This is a genomic window from Pseudescherichia vulneris NBRC 102420, assembly GCF_000759795.1.
In the GTDB taxonomy this organism is placed as follows: Bacteria; Pseudomonadota; Gammaproteobacteria; order Enterobacterales; family Enterobacteriaceae; genus Pseudescherichia; species Pseudescherichia vulneris.
Window position 1 is genome coordinate 21,351 of sequence record NZ_BBMZ01000010.1, and the last position, 21,322, is coordinate 42,672.

17 protein-coding genes are annotated in these 21,322 nt (G+C 58.7%); 14 read left to right on the plus strand and 3 right to left on the minus strand.

Annotated elements, in window-relative coordinates:
* The first annotated feature begins 267 nt into the window (after window positions 1-267).
* Window positions 268-1,737, plus strand: coding sequence for a glycine betaine/L-proline transporter ProP (gene proP / locus EV102420_RS09275; protein WP_042391228.1), 1,470 nt, complete (start codon window positions 268-270; stop codon window positions 1,735-1,737).
* A 54-nt stretch (window positions 1,738-1,791) separates the two neighbouring features.
* Here the strand turns inward: proP and EV102420_RS09280 are convergent, their stop codons facing one another.
* On the minus strand, window positions 1,792-4,686 hold the full coding sequence (locus EV102420_RS09280; protein WP_052512346.1) for an RHS repeat domain-containing protein: 2,895 nt from the start codon (window positions 4,684-4,686) through the stop codon (window positions 1,792-1,794).
* A 157-nt stretch (window positions 4,687-4,843) separates the two neighbouring features.
* Window positions 4,844-5,611 carry a DUF3750 domain-containing protein gene (locus EV102420_RS09285; RefSeq protein ID WP_042391229.1) on the minus strand — a complete coding sequence of 256 codons (768 nt, stop codon included), beginning with the start codon at window positions 5,609-5,611 and terminating at the stop codon, window positions 4,844-4,846.
* Between the two features lie 262 nt (window positions 5,612-5,873).
* On the opposite strand from EV102420_RS09285, the gene cmoA reads away from it, so the two are divergent.
* The 12 genes from cmoA to EV102420_RS09345 all read left to right on the plus strand — a co-directional run bounded on the left by cmoA (window position 5,874) and on the right by EV102420_RS09345 (window position 20,069).
* The gene (cmoA, locus tag EV102420_RS09290; protein WP_077776516.1) at window positions 5,874-6,596 is read left to right on the plus strand and encodes a carboxy-S-adenosyl-L-methionine synthase CmoA; all 723 of its coding nucleotides are present in this window, start codon (window positions 5,874-5,876) and stop codon (window positions 6,594-6,596) included.
* Window positions 6,593-7,297, plus strand: a complete 705-nt coding sequence (locus EV102420_RS09295) for a methyltransferase family protein (protein ID WP_042391232.1) — start codon at window positions 6,593-6,595, stop codon at window positions 7,295-7,297. Before cmoA ends, EV102420_RS09295 begins: the two co-directional genes overlap by 4 nt.
* 130 nt (window positions 7,298-7,427) lie before the next feature.
* Window positions 7,428-8,099, plus strand: coding sequence for an aldehyde dehydrogenase iron-sulfur subunit PaoA (gene paoA, locus EV102420_RS09300; protein ID WP_042391235.1), 672 nt, complete (start codon window positions 7,428-7,430; stop codon window positions 8,097-8,099).
* Window positions 8,096-9,046, plus strand: coding sequence for an FAD binding domain-containing protein (locus EV102420_RS09305; RefSeq protein ID WP_042391237.1), 951 nt, complete (start codon window positions 8,096-8,098; stop codon window positions 9,044-9,046). Before paoA ends, EV102420_RS09305 begins: the two co-directional genes overlap by 4 nt.
* A gap of 4 nt (window positions 9,047-9,050) precedes the next feature.
* On the plus strand, window positions 9,051-11,249 hold the full coding sequence (gene paoC / locus EV102420_RS09310; protein WP_042391240.1) for an aldehyde oxidoreductase molybdenum-binding subunit PaoC: 2,199 nt from the start codon (window positions 9,051-9,053) through the stop codon (window positions 11,247-11,249).
* A 45-nt stretch (window positions 11,250-11,294) separates the two neighbouring features.
* Complete coding sequence (locus EV102420_RS09315; RefSeq protein WP_042391459.1) at window positions 11,295-12,218, plus strand: XdhC family protein; 924 nt, start codon at window positions 11,295-11,297, stop codon at window positions 12,216-12,218.
* Complete coding sequence (locus EV102420_RS09320; RefSeq protein WP_042391243.1) at window positions 12,218-12,814, plus strand: nucleotidyltransferase family protein; 597 nt, start codon at window positions 12,218-12,220, stop codon at window positions 12,812-12,814. Before EV102420_RS09315 ends, EV102420_RS09320 begins: the two co-directional genes overlap by 1 nt.
* Before the next feature lie 185 nt (window positions 12,815-12,999).
* Window positions 13,000-13,494: an SH3 domain-containing protein gene (locus tag EV102420_RS09325; RefSeq protein ID WP_042391244.1), complete on the plus strand. Its 495-nt coding sequence runs from the start codon at window positions 13,000-13,002 to the stop codon at window positions 13,492-13,494.
* A 24-nt stretch (window positions 13,495-13,518) separates the two neighbouring features.
* On the plus strand, window positions 13,519-14,478 hold the full coding sequence (locus EV102420_RS09330; RefSeq protein WP_042391246.1) for a hypothetical protein: 960 nt from the start codon (window positions 13,519-13,521) through the stop codon (window positions 14,476-14,478).
* Between the two features lie 54 nt (window positions 14,479-14,532).
* Window positions 14,533-15,900 carry a protein kinase domain-containing protein gene (locus tag EV102420_RS09335; protein ID WP_042391248.1) on the plus strand — a complete coding sequence of 456 codons (1,368 nt, stop codon included), beginning with the start codon at window positions 14,533-14,535 and terminating at the stop codon, window positions 15,898-15,900.
* Between the two features lie 159 nt (window positions 15,901-16,059).
* Window positions 16,060-17,832: an alpha,alpha-trehalase gene (locus EV102420_RS09340; protein ID WP_072015226.1), complete on the plus strand. Its 1,773-nt coding sequence runs from the start codon at window positions 16,060-16,062 to the stop codon at window positions 17,830-17,832.
* Window positions 17,833-17,954: 122 nt separating this feature from the next.
* Complete coding sequence (locus EV102420_RS09345) at window positions 17,955-20,069, plus strand: TonB-dependent siderophore receptor (protein WP_042391250.1); 2,115 nt, start codon at window positions 17,955-17,957, stop codon at window positions 20,067-20,069.
* 54 nt (window positions 20,070-20,123) lie between these two features.
* Here EV102420_RS09345 and EV102420_RS09350 read toward each other — a convergent pair whose 3' ends face one another.
* Window positions 20,124-20,378: a GlsB/YeaQ/YmgE family stress response membrane protein gene (locus tag EV102420_RS09350; RefSeq protein ID WP_042391252.1), complete on the minus strand. Its 255-nt coding sequence runs from the start codon at window positions 20,376-20,378 to the stop codon at window positions 20,124-20,126.
* 211 nt (window positions 20,379-20,589) lie between these two features.
* Between EV102420_RS09350 and ycgR the strand changes: the two genes are divergently transcribed.
* A complete protein-coding gene (gene ycgR / locus EV102420_RS09355) occupies window positions 20,590-21,321 on the plus strand; it encodes a flagellar brake protein YcgR (protein WP_042391254.1) in 732 nt (243 codons plus the stop codon).
* The last annotated feature ends 1 nt before the right edge of the window (window position 21,322 follow it).

Consider the following 21,322-nt stretch of genomic DNA (forward strand, 5'->3'; position numbering starts at 1 on the left):
CAGGCGAAATAATATCCCGCGTAATTTACGAGGTTTATTTATTGCTGTAACGCCCTTCAGATTAAGCTGATACCACCACTATTTCAGAGAAAAGCAGCTATTCCCGCCAAAAAGTTGCACCCGTCGACTATTTTATTTATGGTGTACCCCCGCCGCTAAACGTGGCGAACCATCATTCTTTGCATCTTATAGCTTTCATTTCCTTTTATTTGGGTTTTACGGCTGCGAAAGCTATAAGGTTGCGCCATCCACACTCATGGGGAGTTTATGAGCAACGGAACGACGTTAAACCAGCACCAGAATAACGCTTCAACAAGCAACGAATTAACCGTAGACGACATCACCGTTATCGATAGCAGCCTGCTTAAAAAGGCCGTCGGCGCAGCCGCACTTGGTAACACCATGGAGTGGTTCGACTTCGGGGTCTACAGCTATCTGGCCGTGATCATCGGTCAGGTCTTCTTCCCGGGTGCCAGCAGCACCGCACAGCTGATCGCCTCCTTCGGGACCTTTGCCGCCGCCTTCCTCGTGCGCCCAATCGGCGGAATGGTATTCGGTCCGCTCGGCGATCGCTTCGGTCGGCAGAAGATCCTCGCCCTGACGATGATCATGATGTCGATCGGTACGTTCAGCATCGGCCTGATCCCCGACTATGACAGCATTGGTATCGCCGCGCCGATCCTGCTGCTGGTAGCGCGTCTGGTACAGGGTTTCTCCACCGGGGGCGAGTATGGCGGCGCCGCAACCTTTATCGCGGAGTACTCTACGGACAAACGCCGCGGATTTATGGGCAGCTTCCTGGAGTTCGGTACCCTCGGCGGCTATCTGCTGGGTGCCAGCCTGGTAACAATTATGATCGCGGTTCTGCCTACCGAGGCGATGCACGCCTGGGGCTGGCGTATTCCGTTCTTCCTGGCCGCGCCGCTGGGGCTGTTTGGCCTCTACATTCGTCTTAAGCTTGAGGAGACGCCCGCGTTTAAAGATCACATGGATAAGCAGGAGGCACTGGAGCACAGCAAGCCGCAGCTTAGCCTGATCCAGATGCTGAACAAACATCGCAAGCAGATCCTGAAGTGCATCGGCCTGGTGCTGGTGTTCAACGTCTCGAACTATATGCTCACCTCTTACATGCCAAGCTACCTGACCAGCGTGCTGGGCATGAGCGAGCTGACCGGCCTGCTGCTGGTGATGGTGATCATGTTTGTGATGATGCCGTTGACCCTGGCCTGGGGTTACTGGACCGATCGCATCGGCCGCCGTCCGGTCATCGCCCTCGGCGCTGCCGGGCTAGTCCTGCTGGCGATCCCGAGCTTTATGCTGATCGGATCTGGCAATATGCTGGCGGTATTTGGCGGGCTGGTTATTCTTGGCGTGCTGCACACCTGCTTTAGCGGCACCATGCCTGCGACGCTCCCGGCCCTGTTCGTGACCGATATCCGCTATAGCGCGCTGGCGATTGGCTTTAACCTCTCGGTCTCTCTGTTCGGTGGTACCACGCCGCTGGTGACCGCCTGGCTGGTGGATACCACGCACAACGTGATGATGCCGGCTTACTATATGATGGGTGCGGGGATTATCGGTCTGATTACGGTCCTGACACTGCGCGAGACGGCCCAGAAGCCGCTCAGCGGTTCATCTCCGGCGGTGGCGACGCATGCCGAGGCGCACCGCCTGATCGATAAGCTGCGCAAGCAGAAACGCAGCAAGCATCTGCAGGTGCAAGTGGCGAGCAAATAAGGTAGTGTAAAGGCTGCAACAAACAACATTGCAGCCTATTTATATTTTGACTTTTCACATCGTAATAGTTCTTCTGACGTCACTTTTTCGCATAAAAAATTCGCCACCACCACTTACAGGCAGAGAAACCACATAATGTGGCTTTCCATCATCAGAATGACTATTAATGTCCACTTTTTTAGTAATATCTATTATACCTACATATCCAGATAGCTTTCCACTGAATTCAGGAATTTCCTCTTTGAGATCTTCTGCAAACTGATCAAGAAAAGCAATATCTTCTCCAGCAACTAAATCGAATATCTTCCCTTCTGCAAACGCTTGCTGATACTCTTCAACTGTAATACCCTCAGGTTGTGAGGATGCACCGCTCCAGCAAAAATCTATTTTGATATTAAAATTATTAGGTAAACCTTTTATCTTCAGCCGTTCCACAATTTCATCACTGGACTTCTCTTTTACAGAGCCTTTAGTTGAATTTGAAAAGATAAAATCACTTCCCGCTGCACCATGCCCTGAGATATAAAGAGTTCCCCCGCTACTTTCAGGTGGAAATTTAAATAACCCCTCTTGAGAGTAAGCCTGTTTAAACTTATTAAAGATATCTGTTGCCTGAGCATGTTTAAGATTGGGATCGTTCTCGGGTAAAATCCTTTCAAGCATTGAGATTAACAAACCCTCATCCTTCTCTATTTGTGCATTAAAAGATCTTTGTTGATCTTTATTAACAAAAATCGGTTTAATTATCTCTGTTTCTTTTTTCTCGATATGAGAATAATAAAATTTATAAAAAAGATCATACAGTAATGAATCAATAGCAGTTATGAATGGTGAAAACATATATTTTTGTGGAGTACTTTCACTTGATGAAGATGCCGTAGGCTCTCGCCCATCATTATCCTTAAGCGTCACAGGATTATTGCGCACCATCCGGAACAGGTTCAGACCATCCACCTCGCCTGCCGGGTCAGCACTGGCCCAGCGGCAGAGCCACGGCGCATAGTAGCGGTAGCCGTAGTAGTACAGGCCGGTACTGTCCCGCTCCTTGCCGGAGTAGCGCACGGTTTTGTAACTCGCGTCCACCTCGCTGCTCGCTGCCCACACCGCCGTGCCGCCGAACGGGTAGTACTCCTCCCGGCTGATAAGCTGGCCCTCACCGTCCAGCTCCAGCGACAGCGAGCCGATGTTGTCGTCCACGCTCCAGCGCCCCTGGTTGTTATCAATACCGTCCGGTTTACCCGCTTCCCAGTGCAGCACCCGGATACCCGCCCGGCCCGCCTGGCTGGTAATGACATGCAACTCCTCTGACAGAGAAGGTGAAGCGCTGCTGCCCGCCGTCTCCTGCCAGCTCCGCCGCAGTTCCAGCCCCGGCAGGTAGCGCACCTCGTCAACGCTCCACAGCTGCGTTTCACCGTTCACCAGCGTCCGGGTCTGCTTACGCACCCGCTGGCTGCCGCTGTACTGGTACATCTCCCGGTCACTGTCGCCACTGCTGCGGCTCATCAGCGTCACCGAGTGCAGGTTATTACTGCCATCCCAGACCAGTGGATCCAGACCGTTATCATCCGTAACCGGAACCCGGGCCTGGAGCGTCAGCAGGTTACCGCTACCGTCGAACCAGCTCCCCACCGCATCCGGCGTCTGCGGCCCGCCATCATTCTGCTGTACGCTGCGGTTAGAAGTCGTGTCCGTGGTCATGATGCGGGTAAAATTCCCCGCCCCGGCATGCTTCAGCGTGGCGAGGTTGCCGCTGTCGTCATAACGGTAGCTGCGGGTGTAGTTCACATACTGGCTGCTGTCCGGCTCCACACCCGGAAGATCGCTGTATTGCATCCCCGTGCTGCCTGCACTCTCGCGTCCGGTGGCGCTCAGCAACTGGTAGAGCGCATCATAGGTAAACTGCCGGGTGCCGTTTGTGGCCTGGTTGCGCCAGTAACCTGCCGCCACCGTGCCGTCACTTATCGAAGTGACGTTGCCGGTGAAGTCGTACCCGTAGATCAGGGCCTGCAGCGTGGTGTTATCTGCCCGTTGTGCCGTAATGGTGGCGAGCCACTGGTTCTGCGGGTCGTAGCTGTATGCGGTGGTGACGCCGTTCCCGGCGGACTCCGTCAGCACCTGACCTGCAGCACTCCAGGCCATGCCTGCCAACAACGTCATTTTCTCCCCACCTGCCGGGGTTACGTCCTGATAACAGACGTTGCCGCTGACGTTATAACGCCAGGTCTGCACATGGCCCTTTGCATCCGTCTGCTTCAGAGTAGCGCCGCGGGCATCACTGGCAATAAGCGTGTCATAACGGTCCGCCTCCAGCAACGCCTCCCGCTCAGCCTCATCTTCCGGCCAGTCGGGTAACCCCTCTGCCGAAGACAGAAAGCGCTGCGTCTGACTAAGCACCGCCCCGCTCAGCGCCACTGAGTTCACCTGAACCAGGCCGCCATCGTCGTACTGCGCCACACCCGCTCCACGCAGATTATTCCCCTGCGAACCCTCATCCGCCGGACCGGCATCGCCATACTCGCTGCGCCAGCTGACCCGGATTTCACTCCCGTTCAGCTGCTCACTGCCTTTTGCCGGACGGCCCAGTTCATCATAGGCCACTGTCTTTACCGTACCGCGTCCGTCCCGGCTCCATACCGGACGGCCTGCGGCATCAAACAGCATCACCTGTTCGCCGCTGTCGGTACTCTGGCGCCGCAACACCTGTCCTGCCAGCGAGGGCGTGGTGCGCAGGTTCGCCGGAGCCGTGCTGTCACCGGTCCAGGTGGCAAACAGGCGTGCATCACGGTGCGACATGACCCGGCTGGCGTCATTGGTCTGCGAATGAGTGATCAGCAGGCGCAGCGAATCGCTGTCCTGCTCCCGGTTCCAGTTGAGGGCGCGCAAGGTCAGCCCCCGGTTATCATGTACGCTGACGATCGGTGTTCCGGTGGAGGCAGTTGTATTAGCCATAGTTCACTCCCAGAAGAACTAGCAGAATTACTCATAAAAAGAGATATATTCAAACAGCATATAAAAAGGGAGTGTTACTCAGCTGTGCATTAATAAACCAAGAAGGCATAAGAATAACGCAATCAAGCCGATTGACATTTTCCCCATGCCCGAAGCGTTACTGCTCCTGCAAATTATCCGACCCTACGCCGCCGATAAACGGCAGGCGCAGGCGCAGGGGCGTAAAGTCGAGGCCGACGTTCAATCCAAGCACGTTAAGCTCAAACCCCTCCTCTGCCCCCAGAGTGACTCCCGCCACGCCCAGCAGCGAGATTTGCAGTCCACGCCCCGAGGGTGGTAAGCCGATGGGCCGGTAGATCGGACGATAGTCTTTCCCCACCGCGTTGGCTGGTAGATCGAGCCTCAGGTCAGGCACCTCTCGCCCAATATGGGCAATAAAGGTGTTGCTGTTGGGGCCCGGCCATGCGTGATAGGTAGTCGGCCACGGATAAGAGGCGATGGCCGCTTCAATCTGCGGGATCAGCGCTTCGGCTTCAGGCCCACGACGATCCACCAGCAGGCGCGGCCTGGATCCGTACCAGTAGCCATCCGCGAGGTTGCTGTTACGGCGCACCTTGTCGCCGCTGCCCCAGCTGATCACCTCGTAACGACTGTAGTGGGTCTCCCCGGCACGCTTGAAGATGATCCACGGATGCACGGCCACCGCCCCTTTCCAGCCGTAGGTAGGGGCGGCATAGACCTGGACAATTGCCAGTCGGGCAAACTTAGCCGGATCGGGCGCGATGCCGGACGAATCACGCCGGGCGGACCACCACCCCTCATTGGCTTTGGCGTCGCGCTGGCTTACCGCCTGGGCGATGCTGGCAACGAGGGAGAGCAGAATAATACACAGCAAACTCAGACAAACTGTTTTGAGAGCGATCATGGCACCTGTAGGGGAAGTAAACAACGGCGGGAGTTGACCTATTCTAGCGTCGTTTTTTTGCCCAGCAAGCGCTGTGCTTAAATAATCACCAAACTTTACGCAGCGTTGTATCAATAACAACACTTTGCAATACATCTCAGCTAGAACAATCTACGTAAAGCCTATAACCTCCGAGCAAAATAACTCAGTAATATCAGTTATTTAATAAGCAAATACATTAGGCTTTATGTATTCATTCCCAATATATTTTACTGGAGTCGTTATGGGTCAGGATAACGTTTTTGCTGTGGAGAAGAGCGCAGAAGATTTTCGCTTTGATAGCCAGGTGGCGGGCGTTTTTGACGATATGGTCGACCGCTCGGTGCCTTTCTACCAGGAGATCCAGCGCATGGTGGGCGAGCTAGCAGCTGAGTACGCTACCGAAGGGAGCCAGCTTTACGATCTGGGGTGCGCCACTGGCACCACCCTCGCCCTGCTGGACGGCGCGCTGCCGCAGAATATCGCTTTTACCGGCATCGACAACTCGCCGGATATGCTGGAGAAGTGCCGGAGCAAATTCGCCCAGCTACACTCTGCGCGTGAGACGCGTTTCCTTTGTCAGGATCTCAAAGAGAGGCTGACGTTAGATAACGCCTCGGTGGTGGCGATGATCCTGACGCTAATGTTTGTCCGCCCTCTGCACCGTCGGGAGCTGCTCTCCTCTATCTACCAAGGGCTTAACCCCGGCGGGGCGTTGATTCTGGTGGAGAAGGTGGTCTGTGACTCACCGGATCTCAATAGGCGCTTTATCAACTACTACTATGATATGAAGCGCCGCCACGGCTACAGCGAGCTAGAAATTAGCCAGAAACGCGAGGCGCTGGAGAACGTGTTGATCCCCTATAGCGAAGGCGAAAATCGGCAGATGCTCACCGACACCGGCTTTCGCAGCGTAGAGGTCTTCTTCCGCTGGTATAACTTCTGCGCAATGGTGGCAATAAAATGAGGGTCACCATCGGCAATTTTCTCTTTCGTACCCGCAACGCGCTCTTTCCGCTGCTCTATCTGACGCTGTTTGTTAGTCAGCAGCAGGTCAGCCAGAACGCCGTTGCCATGTTGCTCGCAGGTGCCGCCGTTGCCCTGCTCGGACAGGGGATCCGTGTCTTAACCGTCGGGCTAGACTACATCGTACGCGGCGGACGCCAGCGTAAAGTCTATGCCGACAGCCTGGTACAGACCGGACTGTTTGCCCACTGCCGCAATCCCCTCTACCTTGGCAATCTGTTGATGATTATCGGCTTCGGCATTGCCGCCAATAATCCTTGGTATCTGGCAATTGCGATGCCGCTCTTTTTTCTCGGCTACGCCTGCATCATTGCTGCGGAAGAATGCTATCTGCTGGAGCGTTTTGGCGACGACTACCGGCACTACTGTGCCCGTACGCCGCGCCTGCTGCCGCGTCTGGCAGGGATGAGCGAGACGCTGCGCACCTTTGCCTTTAACTGGCGGCGGGTGGTGGTGAAGGAGTACACCACGCTCTGTATGACCCTGCTAATGCTGGTGCTGCTGGCCGCCCGAGCTCTTCACGCCGATGCTCATGGCTGGATAATCTCCGCTGGCCTCATTATCCTGATTTTGCTGGCCTGCTGCGCGGTACGGATCCTGAAAAAATCGGGGCGGCTTCACGCTGGCTCGCCACGTCAATAATCTCTTCCTCGCTGCCTGATTCATGCCCCCTGCTCAATAGCGTATGCAAAAAGCGGGGGTAATCCCTGTTTCACCGCCTACTATTATTTATCGCACGTATAAAAACAACGCTATAGATGTGGAGGCAATTATGAGCAATCAGAGCAACGAAGCGGACAGAGGGCCGTACGATTTCAGCGTAACCCGTCGGGTGCTGATCAAGGCCAGCGCGGCGTCTGCGGCGGCGGCGGCCATTTCCCCCTCCGTCGCGATCGGCGCGGGGGAGCCTCCGGTAACGCCACCGCCTGAAACGATGCCGGTCTCGTTCAAGGTCAACGGTGAAGTCCACCAGCTAGAGCTGGATACGCGCACCACCCTGCTCGACGCCCTGCGCGAACACCTGCACCTCACCGGCAGCAAAAAAGGGTGCGATCACGGCCAGTGCGGGGCCTGCACCGTTATCGTTGACGGTCGCCGAATCAATTCCTGCCTGACCCTTGCCGTGATGCACCAGGATGCCGAGATCACCACCATTGAAGGACTGGGCACGCCGGATAACCTGCACCCGATGCAGGCCGCCTTTGTGAAACACGATGGCTTTCAGTGCGGCTACTGTACGCCGGGGCAAATCTGCTCCTCGGTGGCAGTGCTGAAAGAGATTGAGGCAGGTATTCCCAGCCACGTGACCCTGGATCTGGTCTCCCCTCCGCAGGCCACGCCGGATGAGATCCGCGAGCGGATGAGCGGCAATATCTGCCGCTGCGGGGCCTACAGCAATATCCTTGCTGCTATTGATGACGTTGCCGGAGGGCTGAAATCATGAAGGCGTTTACCTATGAGCGCGTCAATACCCCGGCGGAAGCGGCAGCCAGCGCCGGGCGCACCCCCCATGCTAAATTTATCGCGGGCGGCACCAACCTGCTCGATCTGATGAAGCTGGAGATCGAGGCTCCGCTGCACCTGATCGATATTAACACTCTGGCGCTGGATAAGATTGAACAGACGCCCGAAGGCGGTTTGCGCATCGGCGCGCTGGTGCGTAATACCGATCTGGCAGCCGACGAGCGAGTGCGTCGCGACTACGCCGTGCTCTCCCGGGCGCTGTTGGCCGGTGCTTCCGGACAGCTGCGTAACCAGGCCACCACGGCGGGTAACCTGCTTCAGCGCACCCGCTGCCCCTACTTCTACGACACGAACCAGCCCTGCAACAAGCGTCTTCCCGGCAGCGGCTGCGCGGCGCTAGAGGGGTTCAGCCGTCAGCATGCGGTGGTGGGCACCAGCAAAGCCTGCATCGCTACTCATCCCAGCGACATGGCCGTCGCCATGCGCCTGCTTGATGCGGTGGTCGAGACGGTGCGCCCGGATGGACAGAAGCGAGCGATCCCCATCGCCCAATTTTACCGTGCGCCGGGCACAACGCCGCACATTGAGACAGACCTCGCACCTGGGGAGCTGATCACCGCCGTCACCCTGCCAGCGCCGCTGGGCGGCAGCCATATCTACCGCAAAGTGCGGGACCGGGCCTCCTACGCCTTCGCGCTGGTCTCCGTCGCTGCCATCGTGCAGCAGGACGGCAGTGGCCGGGTCGCGCTGGGTGGTGTGGCTCACCAGCCCTGGCGTCGGGAGGATGCCGATGCGGCGATGGCTCAGGGTGCGCAGGCGGTCTATGACCGACTGTTTGCTGAGGCTCAGCCGACCCATGAGAACGCATTTAAATTAACCCTGGCGAAGCGTACCCTCGCCTCGGTGCTGGCAGAAGCGAGGGCATAAAGCGATGAAATTTGATAAACCAGCCACGGAAAACCCTATCGATCAAATGAAGGTGGTCGGCCGCCCCCACGATCGTATCGATGGCCCGCTAAAAACCACTGGCACCGCCCACTACGCCTACGAGTGGCATGACAAGGTGCCCAATGCCGCCTACGGCTACGTGCTCGGGGCGGGGATCGCCAAAGGGCGAATTAACCGCATCGATATTCAGGCCGCCCGCAGCGCACCTGGCGTGCTGGCCGTGGTGACCGCTGACAACGCGGGAAAACTGGGCAAAGGGGAGAAGAATACCGCCATCCTGCTCGGCGGCCCGGAGATCCAGCACTATCACCAGGCCATCGCCGTGGTCGTCGCGGAAACCTTCGAGCAGGCGCGTGCGGCCGCGTCGCTGATCGAGGTGGATTACCAGCGGGATCGGGGCGAATACGACTTAGCCGAGGTTAAACCCAGCATCACTGCGCCAATGGAGGATCAGCCTGACAGCGTCACCGGTGATTTTGCTACCGCCTTTGCCTCGTCCCCGGTCAAGCTCGACGCGACCTACACGACGCCGGATCAGAGCCATATGGCGATGGAGCCGCATGCGTCAATGGCGGTTTGGGAGGGGGATAAGCTCACCGTCTGGACCTCAAACCAGATGATTGACTGGTGCCGCTCTGACCTCGCGCTAACGCTGAATATGCCGAAAGAGAACATCCGCGTGCTGTCGCCCTACATCGGCGGTGGCTTTGGCGGCAAGCTGTTCTTGCGCAGCGATGCCCTGCTGGCCGCGCTGGGTGCCCGGGCGGCGAAGCGTCCGGTGAAGGTGATGCTCTCCCGCCCGCTGATCCCTAACAATACCACTCACCGTCCAGCCACTATCCAGCAGGTGCGGATTGGCACCGACGAGGCCGGGCATATTACCGCCATCTCCCATGAGAGCTGGTCCGGTAACCTGCCTGAAGGCGAGCCAGAAACCGCCGTGCAGCAGACTAACTTTCTCTATGCCGGCGCGAACCGCCACACCGGCCTGCGGCTGGCGGAGCTGGATCTGCCCGAGGGGAACGCGATGCGCGCCCCGGGTGAAGCGCCTGGCATGATGGTGCTGGAGATTGCTATCGACGAGATCGCCGAGAAGGCAGGCGTCGATCCGGTGGAGTTCCGCATTCTGAACGATACCCAGGTCGACCCTACCCATCCGGATCGTCCCTTCTCCCGTCGCCAGCTGGTGGAGTGCCTGCGTACCGGCGCTCAGCACTTTGGCTGGCAGCGCCGTCACCCGACGCCGGGGCAGATCCGCGACGGCCGCTGGCTGGTGGGCATGGGGGTCGCTGCCGGTTTCCGTAATAACCTGGTGATGACCTCCGGGGCGCGGGTGCATCTTGATGCCCAGGGCACGCTCACCGTTGAGACTGACATGACCGATATCGGCACCGGCAGCTACACCATTATTGCCCAGACGGCAGCCGAAATGCTGGGCCTGCCGCTGGAGAAGGTGGTGGTTCAGCTCGGGGATTCAACCTTCCCGGTCTCTGCCGGGTCGGGTGGCCAGTGGGGAGCCAACAGCTCCACGGCGGGCGTCTATGCCGCCTGCGTCAAGCTGCGCGAAGCGGTAGCAAACAAGCTGGGATTCGATGCGCAAAACGCGGTCTTTGCCGATGGTAAGGTCAGCGTGGATGGCCGCAGCGCCCCGCTCACCGATGCCGCCGCAGCCGGGACGCTCAGCGCCGAAGACACTATCGAGTTTGCCGAGCTGCAGGAGAAGTATCAGCAGTCCACCTTTGCCGGGCACTTTGTCGAGGTTGGGGTGGATATCGCCACCGGTGAGGTGCGGGTGCGCCGGATGCTGGCCGTCTGCGCCGCCGGGCGGATCCTCAACCCGAAAACGGCGCGCAGCCAGGTCATTGGTGCGATGACCATGGGCCTTGGTGGGGCGTTAATGGAGGAGCTGGCGGTCGATACCCGGCTGGGCTACTTCGTCAATCACGATCTCGCCGCCTATGAGGTGCCGGTCCATGCTGATATCCCGCAGCAGGAGGTGATCTTCCTTGACGATACCGATCCGGTTTCATCCCCGATGAAGGCCAAGGGGGTCGGCGAGCTGGGGCTGTGCGGGGTTAGCGCTGCTATTGCCAATGCGATCTACAACGCCACCGGCGTGCGGGTACGCGACTACCCTATTACGCTCGACAAGCTGCTGAGCGGCCTGCCGGAAGCGATATAGGAGAAGGACGTGCAGCCACAATTCGCTCAACCACAACCTGCCCACATCCCCGTCGCGAGGGACCCCGCTGCCACGCCGCAGCGGGCGTTCTTAACCGACGACAGCGTGGCGGTGCTGCGCTTCGCGGCGCAGGCGCTGGCCTCCGGCATGGCGGCAGCGCTGATCGTCCTGACCGAGATCCGCGGCGGCGCGGCGCGTCCCCTCGGGGCGCAGATGGCTGTTCGTGAGGATGGCCTCTACTGCGGCTTCGTCTCTGGCGGCTGCGTTGAGGCCGCTGCGGCCTGGGAGGGGCTGGAGGCGATCAAATCCGGCGCGGATCGCACGGTCATCTACGGAGAGGGATCGCCCTGGTTTGATATTGTTCTGCCCTGCGGGGGCGGGATTACCCTCAGCATTCACCCGCTGCGCTCGGCGCGTCCTCTGCTGGCGGTGCTGTCGGCGCTGGAGCGACGTCATGCTCCGGCGCTGCGCTACAGCCCTGATACCCAGACGCTTGACGTTGGCGCGCCTGACGAAGAGACCGGCTGGCAAGAGGATGCATTTGTTATCCACTACCGCCCTGCGACGCGGGTGATTATCTTTGGCCGCTCCGTTGAGGCCGACATGACGGCGACGCTCGCCGAAGCGGCGGGATACGATGTACATATTGACGACGGCTCCCGGCTGCGGACCCTGTCTGGCCTGATCGATGCCCATACGGCAGTGATCTTTCTCTGGCACGATCTCGACCGGGAGCTGCCCCTGCTGAGTGCCGCCCTCACCGCCGCCCCCTTTTACATCGGCGCGCTGGGCAGTCGACGCACGCATGAAAAACGCATCCGCGCCTTGACCGATCGCGGGTTTCATCCCGACGAGATTGCGCGGATCAAAGCGCCAATCGGCATTTTTCCTCAGGCACGGGATGCCAGCTCGCTGGCGCTATCGGTACTGGCCGACGTGGCGGCTGCCCGTGGCCGGAGGCCGGCGTGATGCCTGCGCTACCCGTGGTGACAACGCTACCCGTGGTAATTGTACTGGCTGCTGGACGGGGCGAGCGGTTTCTCGCGTCGGGCGGCACTGCCCACAAGCTTGATACGCTGCTCGACGGCAAAGCGGTGCTTTCTCACACCCTTGCGGCGGTGCACGCCTCCGGACTGCCGTGGCATCTTGTCCGGCCCGAGGGCGGCACCGGCGGCATGGGGGAGTCCATCGCGATGGGCGTGCAGGCAACGGCTGAGGCCGCAGGCTGGCTGATCCTACCCGGCGATCTGCCCCTTGTTCAGGCGATAACCCTCCAGCGCGTTGCCCAGGCGCTGGCGGAGCAAACCATTATTGTGCCTCGCTTTCACCAGCAGCAGGGACATCCGGTGGGGTTCGGCCGCCACTACTTTCATACGCTGGCTTCGCTCCAGGGCGACGTGGGCGCCGCGGCAATTGTGCGAGAGGCCAGGGTCAGCGGTAACGTTCAGGATCTGTCCGTTGCAGATGACGGTATCGTGCGCGATGTTGATACGCGCGCCGATCTTGATCTGGCACAAGACCTGCTGCGTACCCGGCGGTTACAAATAGATCCCTATACCCGATGACGCCAGCCAAAATCGTTTTAATAAGAATATATGCACGTAAACATCATATTTAACAATCTCTCCCCATCAGAAGGCGATTGAATTGTTATAAACTCAATGTAGAATCATCAGACTATGCTTAAGCTGTATTAATCTTTAATAGTCAGCGGCGGTCGGGTTTAATCATTTTTTCAGGGAAAGTTATAATGAAATTGCGAGGCCTGTTTCTTCTTCTTATGGTCACTGTCGTTGTCGGCTGTAAAGCACCACCGCCGAAGATGACGGACGATACGCTGGTGACCAGTCAGGTCAATGGCGTCACGCTTACACACCGCTATGCGGTCTCGCCACCCTCTACCTTTACGCCTGTCAACGAGGCCTACCGGGCGCTCTACCCCGGCTCGATCCTCAGCACTCCCACCTACGGCGGTAAAGTCCTCGGCCAGCTGAAAAACGGTGATACCTATACCGTTTTAGGTGAGGTGGATAACGCCTGGCTGGCGATCGCCGAGCAGGATAGCGAGCAGCTGATTGGCTACGTGCCGCCGCGTGCGCTGGTGAAAAGCGCCCTCTACGAGCAGACGCTGAAAAACGATCGCCGCCGTCCTAAACGCGCCGCGAAAAAAGCGACCTGCGTGGCGGTAGATGACAGCAGCAAGGCATGCCAAAAAGGCGATAGCGGCACCTGGATTATTGATTAATTACTCTGGCTAACAAGGAATTTTATGAAAGTCTGGCTTTCGGGTTTGGCGTTGCTTTTAGCATCCACAACCGTGTCGGCAGGGAATTATCGTATTGCCCAATCCCCCTCTCAGAAGCTGGATGTCTGGATAGACAACGTTAACGATAAATCGCCGCAAAGCTGGTGTTCCGCAAAATTACCGCTGCGCATTGTTGCCAGCGGTGATAAAACGCCCTCGATTCTTACCAGCTTTATGCCGCGCCTCGGGGCGCTGCTGGAGAACCAGTGCAGCACCATCGGCCAGGTAAACTGGCAGATGGTCGACCCGGCAGGTGAAATGCTCGCCGAAGGTATCGCCACCAAAGAGAGCGACTGGGCCGTGGTTATTACGCCGCGTGCAGCCCAGTCTGCGACTAACGCAGCCCAGGCGCAGCAGCCCTCTCCGGCGGCCGACCGCACGCCGTGGCTTGAATTTACCTTGCAGGATGGCTGCCATCTGCGCACCTTCTGGCAGGGTGACGCCAATGCCTCAGCGCTGTTTATCCCCGCCAAAGCCAACGGCAAGTGCGAGCGCGGCGGCTGGCTTAACGGCCGCAGCGAGGTGATCCAGCAGGGTAAGAAGGGTGAAAAGCGCTCGGTGATGACCTTCGTGCACGGTTTCCCGGTCAGCGGCCTGAGCGATAAAGCCAACGCCGACAGCCTGCTGATCACCAGCGTCAATAATGAACGCATGGTGGTGAGCAACAGCCAGGCTCCCCAAAGCTGGCTGATTATGCCCTACGATCCGCAGCTCAACGGCTGGAAAAACAGCGGCACGGTGGCGGTAGAGGTATCGCGGGATCAGGCGCTGGATGACACCCGTCTGCAAACCCGGCTCACCGAAGTGCGTAAAGTGTGGTCCGCCTTTCTGACGCCGGGCACCAGCCTGACGCTGCTGCTGATCGACAATCTGCATCCGCAGCTGCGGGATCCGGCAGCCGGAGCCTGGCGCACGCAAAAGTGATCCTGAAATACCTATTCTGAATAGCCGTCAGTATTGAACAGAGATCTGCATATAATGACAGACAGCGAGAACAATCCGAGCACCCCCGACGCGTTGCCGCCGGGTTTTCGTTTCGATGAGCTAGAGATCCAGGACGTTATTCAAACCCGCCACACGGATATTCTCTATCACGCCCTTGACCGCGAGCTTGAGCGTCCGGTCATGGTCAGGGAGTATATGCCCCGGGCGCTGAGCCTGCGCGGCGAAGATATGCGCCTGGTGCTGCGGAGCAAACAGGACAGCGCCGCCTTTGCCGCTGGCCTGAACGCGTTTGTCCAGCAGGCCCGCCAGCTGGCACGCTTTACCCATCCTAACCTGATGCTGGTCCTGCGCTTTTGGCAGCATAACGATACCGCCTATATCCTGACGCCGCGCTATGACGGCACTACCCTGGCGGAGCTGCATCAGCAGCAGCCAAACCTCATTAACGAAGCCTGGATTTTACAGCGGCTGCCAATGCTATGTAGCGCGCTTGCCACCCTGCACCACGCGGGCGAGTTGCACCGTAATATTTCCCTGAAGAGTATTCAGATTGAGGAGAGTGGCCAGCCGCTGCTACTGGACGTTGCCGTTCCAGCTACCGTGGGCGAGCCTGGTGACACCAGCAAGCGGCTGCTTAACCCTGGCTTTACGCCTCTTGAGCAGTACGCGGACGCCAGTGAGAACCTTCTCGGGCCGTGGACGGACATCTATGCGCTGGGGGCGGTGCTCTACACGCTGATTACCGGCTCTGTGCCGCCCGCCAGCGTCGCGCGCAGCATTCAGGACAGCTGTGCGCCGCTGGCCGAGAACCCGCCGTCGGGCTACTCTCCTGCGCTGCTGCAGGCGGTCGATCGCGCTCTGGCGCTGAAGCCGGAGGATCGTCCTCAGAGCATTGCAGAGTTTGCCGCCCTGGCGGGGATCACCGTGGGCGACACCGGACAGCTTCCGGCGGTGAAAAAAACCGGTACCATGCTGGTTCCCGTGGAGGAGACGCCCGCCTCCGCCGCGTCCCTCTGGCAGCGCGTTAAAACCCCGGCACAGATTGCGGCAGGCGTGCTGGTGGGCATTGTTGCAGGTGCGCTGATCTTTGGTTCGACGCAGAGCGATACGGAGACGGCGGCCGCTGTCTCCTCTGCTCAGCCTGTAGCAGCCCCGGAGGCGAAGGTAGCCAGCGCGCCCGCCAGCGGCCCCATCGCTCGGATCTACATTCGCATGAGCGATGCCGACAGGTTGCAGGTGAACGGCAAGCCGCAGGAGATTGCGCCCGCGCCCAGCGGTTTTGCTTATCTCCAGCTGCCAGCGGGCAAGTATGAGTTTACCTTGCAGAACGGCAGCCAGCGCCGCAGCGAAACGCTGACGGTGGTGACACCCGGCACCTGGCTCATCAATCCCCAGGGTTAAAGACGCGGTTATGCCCTGCTCACGCGGGGCTTTTTTTGGCAAAAAATGTTTGTAAGGACGCAAATTTTTACTTCTGGTACTCCGGGCGTCGGATATTCGTCTACTGTTTTCAAAGGTTGATTACAGCGGGACGCTGTTCATTGCTATGGAGAATAATAGATGAGAAGAAATTTATCGCGCCGACCCCAGACGCTGTTTTTTGCCATGCAGCTGGCGCTAGGGGGCGCGTTTCTCGCGTTGACTTCCGCACAGGCGCTGGCCGCCGAGACTGAAAGCCAAACCCCGATCCAGTCCCCGGATATCCTGCTGGGCCCGCTGTTTGCCGACGTGCAGACCGCTAAACTCTTTCCCGATCAGAAAACCTTCGCCGACGCCGTACCGAAAAGCGACCCTTACATGATTCTGGCCGACTACCGGATGCAGCGTAACCAGTCCGGCTTCGACCTGCGCCACTTTGTTGAGATGAACTTTACCCTGCCAGCCCCGAACGAGAAGTATGTTCCGCCGGCTGGACAGACGCTGCGCCAGCACATTGACGGCCTGTGGACGGTGCTGACCCGCACCACCGATCGCACTGACAAGTGGGATTCGCTCCTGCCGCTGCCTGAACCCTACGTGGTACCCGGCGGCCGCTTCCGCGAGATCTACTATTGGGACAGCTACTTCACCATGCTCGGTCTGGCCGAGAGCGGCCACTGGGATAAAGTGGAAGATATGGTGGCGAACTTCGCCCACGAAATCGATGCCTGGGGCCATATCCCTAACGGTAACCGCACCTACTACCTCAGCCGCTCCCAGCCGCCGTTCTTTGCCTTTATGGTGGAGCTGCTGGCAAGCCATAAAGGCGATGAGGCGCTGAAAACCTACCGCCCACAGCTGGAGAAAGAGTACAGCTACTGGATGGAAGGCGCAGACACCTTGCAGCCGGGCCAGGCCAACAAGCGCGTGGTGAAGCTGGAGGATGGCTCTGTTCTCAACCGCTACTGGGACGATCGCGATACGCCGCGTCCGGAATCCTGGCTGGATGACGTGACCACTGCGAAGAATAATCCAAACCGCCCGGCGACGGAGATCTATCGCGATCTGCGCTCTGCCGCCGCATCTGGCTGGGACTTCAGCTCGCGCTGGATGGACGATCCTAATCAGCTCGGCACCATCCGTACCACCAGCATCGTGCCGGTGGATCTCAACGCCCTGATGTTCAAGATGGAGAAAGTGCTGGCCCGCGCCAGCCAGGCCGCCGGGGACAGCGCTAAGTCGAGCCAGTATGACGCTATGGCCAATGCCCGACAGAAAGGGATGGAGGCCAACCTGTGGAACGACAAAGAGGGCTGGTATGCGGATTACGATCTGAAGACCAAAAAAGTACGTAGCCCGCTGACGGCGGCGGCACTCTTCCCGCTGTACGTCAACGCGGCAGCGAAGGATCGCGCTGCCAAGGTTGCGGCCGCTACCCAGGCTCACCTGCTGAAGCCTGGCGGCATCGCCACCACCACGGTCAACAGCGGCCAGCAGTGGGACGCGCCTAACGGCTGGGCACCGTTGCAGTGGGTCGCCACCACCGGCCTGCAAAACTACGATCAGGATAAGCTGGCGATGGACGTCACCTGGCGTTTCCTCTCCAACGTCCAGCACACCTACGATCGCGAACAGAAGCTGGTTGAGAAGTATGACGTCAGCAGCACCGGTACCGGCGGCGGTGGCGGTGAATATCCGTTGCAGGATGGCTTCGGCTGGACTAATGGCGTCACGCTGATGATGCTGGACCTGGTCTGTCCGAAGGCGCAGCCGTGCGACAGCGTGCCAAAAGCGCAGCCTGCTGCGGCAGCCTCCGCTACGCCATCAACGGCTACATCATCCGCTAATACATCATCAACCGCCCAACAACCGGCTCCGCAGAGCACGCCTGAAGCACAGAAAGTGGCGCAGTAAGCCTCTCTCCGGTCCCGCTACTAAATCTGGTAGCGGGACCGCCTCCTCCCCCGTAAAAAGCTTGTATACGCAAATATAAACAATAATAATTCGCGTTCCGCTTAAGAGAGTATGGATTGCGAATGAAAACAACATTAAAACGCTCTGTCTGGTTTTGCGCGTTGGGCATTGCCCTTCCCCATGCCGTTCTGGCTGAAGATACCGTCGTCGTTAGCGCTACCGCTCCCCAGTCGGCCACTGCGCCGACCGAGGGCTATACGGTGCAGAGCACCCGCGGCGCAACCAAAACCGATCAGCCGCTGATTGTTACCGGCCAGTCGGTATCGGTCGTCACGCGTCAGCAGATGGAAGATCAGGGTGTAATGAGCGTCAACCAGGCCCTGAGCTATACGCCTGGGGTCAATTCCAACTTTGGCGGTGGCGCAACACGCTTTGATACCGTCTCGCTGCGCGGCTTCCACGGCGGCGACGTGGATAACATCTTCCTCGACGGCATGCGCCTGATGAGCGACGGCGGAAGCCACAGCGTATTGCAGATCGACCCGTGGTTTGTCGAACGCATCGACGTGGTGAAGGGTCCCTCTTCAGCGCTGTATGGGCAGAGCGTGCCCGGCGGGCTGGTCAACCTCACCTCGAAGCGCCCGCAGTTTAAGTCCGAAGGCCACTTCCGTCTCTCCGGCGGCACGCAGAATACCAAGGGCGGCGCGTTTGATTACACCGACGCCATTAACGACCAGTGGGCGTTTCGTCTGACCGGGATGACCCGCAGCAGCGACACCCAGTATGACAATACCCGCGAAGAGCGCTACGCCCTCTCGCCGTCCCTGCTCTGGCAGCCGGACTCCGATACCAGCCTGCTGCTGCGGGCCTACCTGCAAAAAGATCCCTCCGGCGGTTACCACGGCTCGCTGCCGATGGACGGGACGCGCTTTGATCACAACGGCAAGCGGCTGTCGAACAGCACCAACGAGGGCGAGAGCGGGGACGGCTATCGCCGCCGCGAGCAGCTCTATAGCGTAGAGTTTGACCACCAGTTTAACGATGTCTGGTCGGTGCACTCCAGCGGCAGCTATACCCATGCCAACGTTGCCCTCGATCAGGTCTACCAGACCGGCTGGATCGCTAACTCAGATGAGCTGGCTCGCGGCTACAGCGGCTCGCGCGGCTCGCTTGACGCCTGGTCAACCGATAACCGCCTGCAGGCCGACTTTGGCACCGGCGAGGTAATGCATACCGTGGTGCTCGGCGGGGAATATCACCGCTACCGCAACGATCTCTGGACCGGCGCAGGCTCTGCCGCCCCGCTTAACCCGTTCACCGGCTATACGCCGCAGCACGGTTACACCGTCACCTACAGCGATGACAACAATCGCCGCTATTATCAGGCAGGTGCCTATCTGCAAGACGAGATGGTGTGGGACCGCTGGCATCTGGATCTCTCTGGACGCTACGACCGCATCGTCTCCGAGCAGGCCAGCGACACCTTTGGCACCGACAGCCGCCGCTCTGATGACCACGTCAGCAGCCGCGCCTCTCTGCTCTACGCATTCGAAAACGGCCTCTCGCCTTATCTGAGCTACAGCCAGGCGATCACCCCTGCCTCGCTGCCGGGTGCAGACGGTAAGCTGCTGAAGCCGACCACCGCCGAGCAGTATGAAGCGGGCCTGAAGTTCCAGCCGCCGGGCACGTCGGATATCTACAGCATCGCCATCTACGACCTGACGCAGAAAGACGTAGCAACCCGCGATATCAACATTGCCACTGCCACCTACCTGCCCGCCGGGAAGGTACACTCCCAGGGCGTGGAGATTGAAGCGCGTAACCAGCTTACGTCACGCCTGAGCACGATTGCAGGCTATACGTGGAACCATCTGCGCTTCGAGGATTCGCTGGACGGCAACGAGTCTAATACGCCGCAGCTCACCCCGGACCAGATGGCTTCCCTGTGGGCGCACTATCAGTTTGATTACGGCTTAAGCGTGGGCGCAGGCGTGCGCTATATCGGCAAACAGTACGCCGACGATGCCAATACGGCCCGTCTGCCATCGGTTACGCTGTTTGATGCTTCGGTTAGAGCCGATCTCGGCGCATGGTCGCCGCAGCTGAAGGGCGCATTTGTGCAGGTCAATGCCAGCAACCTTGGCGATCGGGACTATATCTCTGGCTGCTATGGGACAAATAACTGCTACTTTGGTGCGGAGCGCAGCGTACTTGCCACGGTGGGATATGATTTTTGATAGGGTAGGATAAGGGAGATGCCAGCCGGCAAGATCGCCGGCTGGCATTGAACATTAGTTCCGACGTACCATCCGGTAGATAGCCAGAACCACAATCGCACCCACTACTGCGACGAGGAAACTTGGTAAATTGAAGCCTGTAACGTCACCGCCAACACCAAACATCGTCGCCAGCCAGCCACCGACTACGGCACCGACGATACCCAGAATAACGGTAATGATGAAGCCACCCCCGTCGCGCCCTGGCATGATGAACTTAGCGATAATACCGGCAATAAGGCCAAAAATAATCCACGCAATAATACCCATTTTGCGTTGTCTCCTTTTACATGGTTGCTTACTTTGCAGGCCCAAACGCCTGCACCGTAAATTGAGTATAGGCAATAGATCCAAAAAAGGTTAAATGTCACAGACTTATTAATTTTTTTGTTGCTAAAAAAATTTACATTACGGCTGAAGTTCCCGCCCCGCGTGCCGATAAATCAACGATGGGCGATAAGTCAGCAAGGAGCCATCCGGCGTGAGTAACTACAGTGAGCAGTTCCTGAAACAAACCCCTCTGGCCGTTTTGGGCATACTGCGCGATCTGCACAAAGAGCAGGTGCCGATCTGTATTTCCTGGGGCAGCGGGCAATTCATCAGCAAGATCCTCGATGCGGATCTCGACCGGCTGGTGGTGGACCTCGGCAGCCAGGAGTATGAGAACAAAGCGGTGCAGCGTGTCGACAGTCTGACCATTACCGCCGAGACCCGAGGGGCGAAGGTTGAATTTATCGTCTCTGGATTGCAGATGAGCGATTATCAGGCGCTGCCGGCGTTTGTCACGCCGCTCCCCTCCTCCGTATGGTTTATCCAGCGCCGGGAATACTTCCGTATCAGCGCCCCGCTGCATCCGGCCTACTTTGGCAAGGCTACGCTGCCGGACAAGCGCCCGATGCGCTTTCGCCTGTATGACCTGTCGGTTGGCGGCATGGGCGCGCTGCTGGAAGGTGCCACGCCAGAGGGCGTGAAAGAGGGACAGCGCTTCTCGCAAATCGAACTGGATATGGGCGGCTGGGGGCAGTTCTATTTTGATGCCCAGCTGATCTCTATCAGCGAGCGTAAGGTGGTAGACGGCAAGAACGACACCGTCACCACCCCGCGTTTGAGCTTCCGCTTCTTAAATACGAACCCAGCGGTGGAGCGCGAGCTCCAGCGGATCATCTTCTCGCTGGAGCGTGAGGCGCGCGAGCGGGCCAATAAGGTGCGATGAT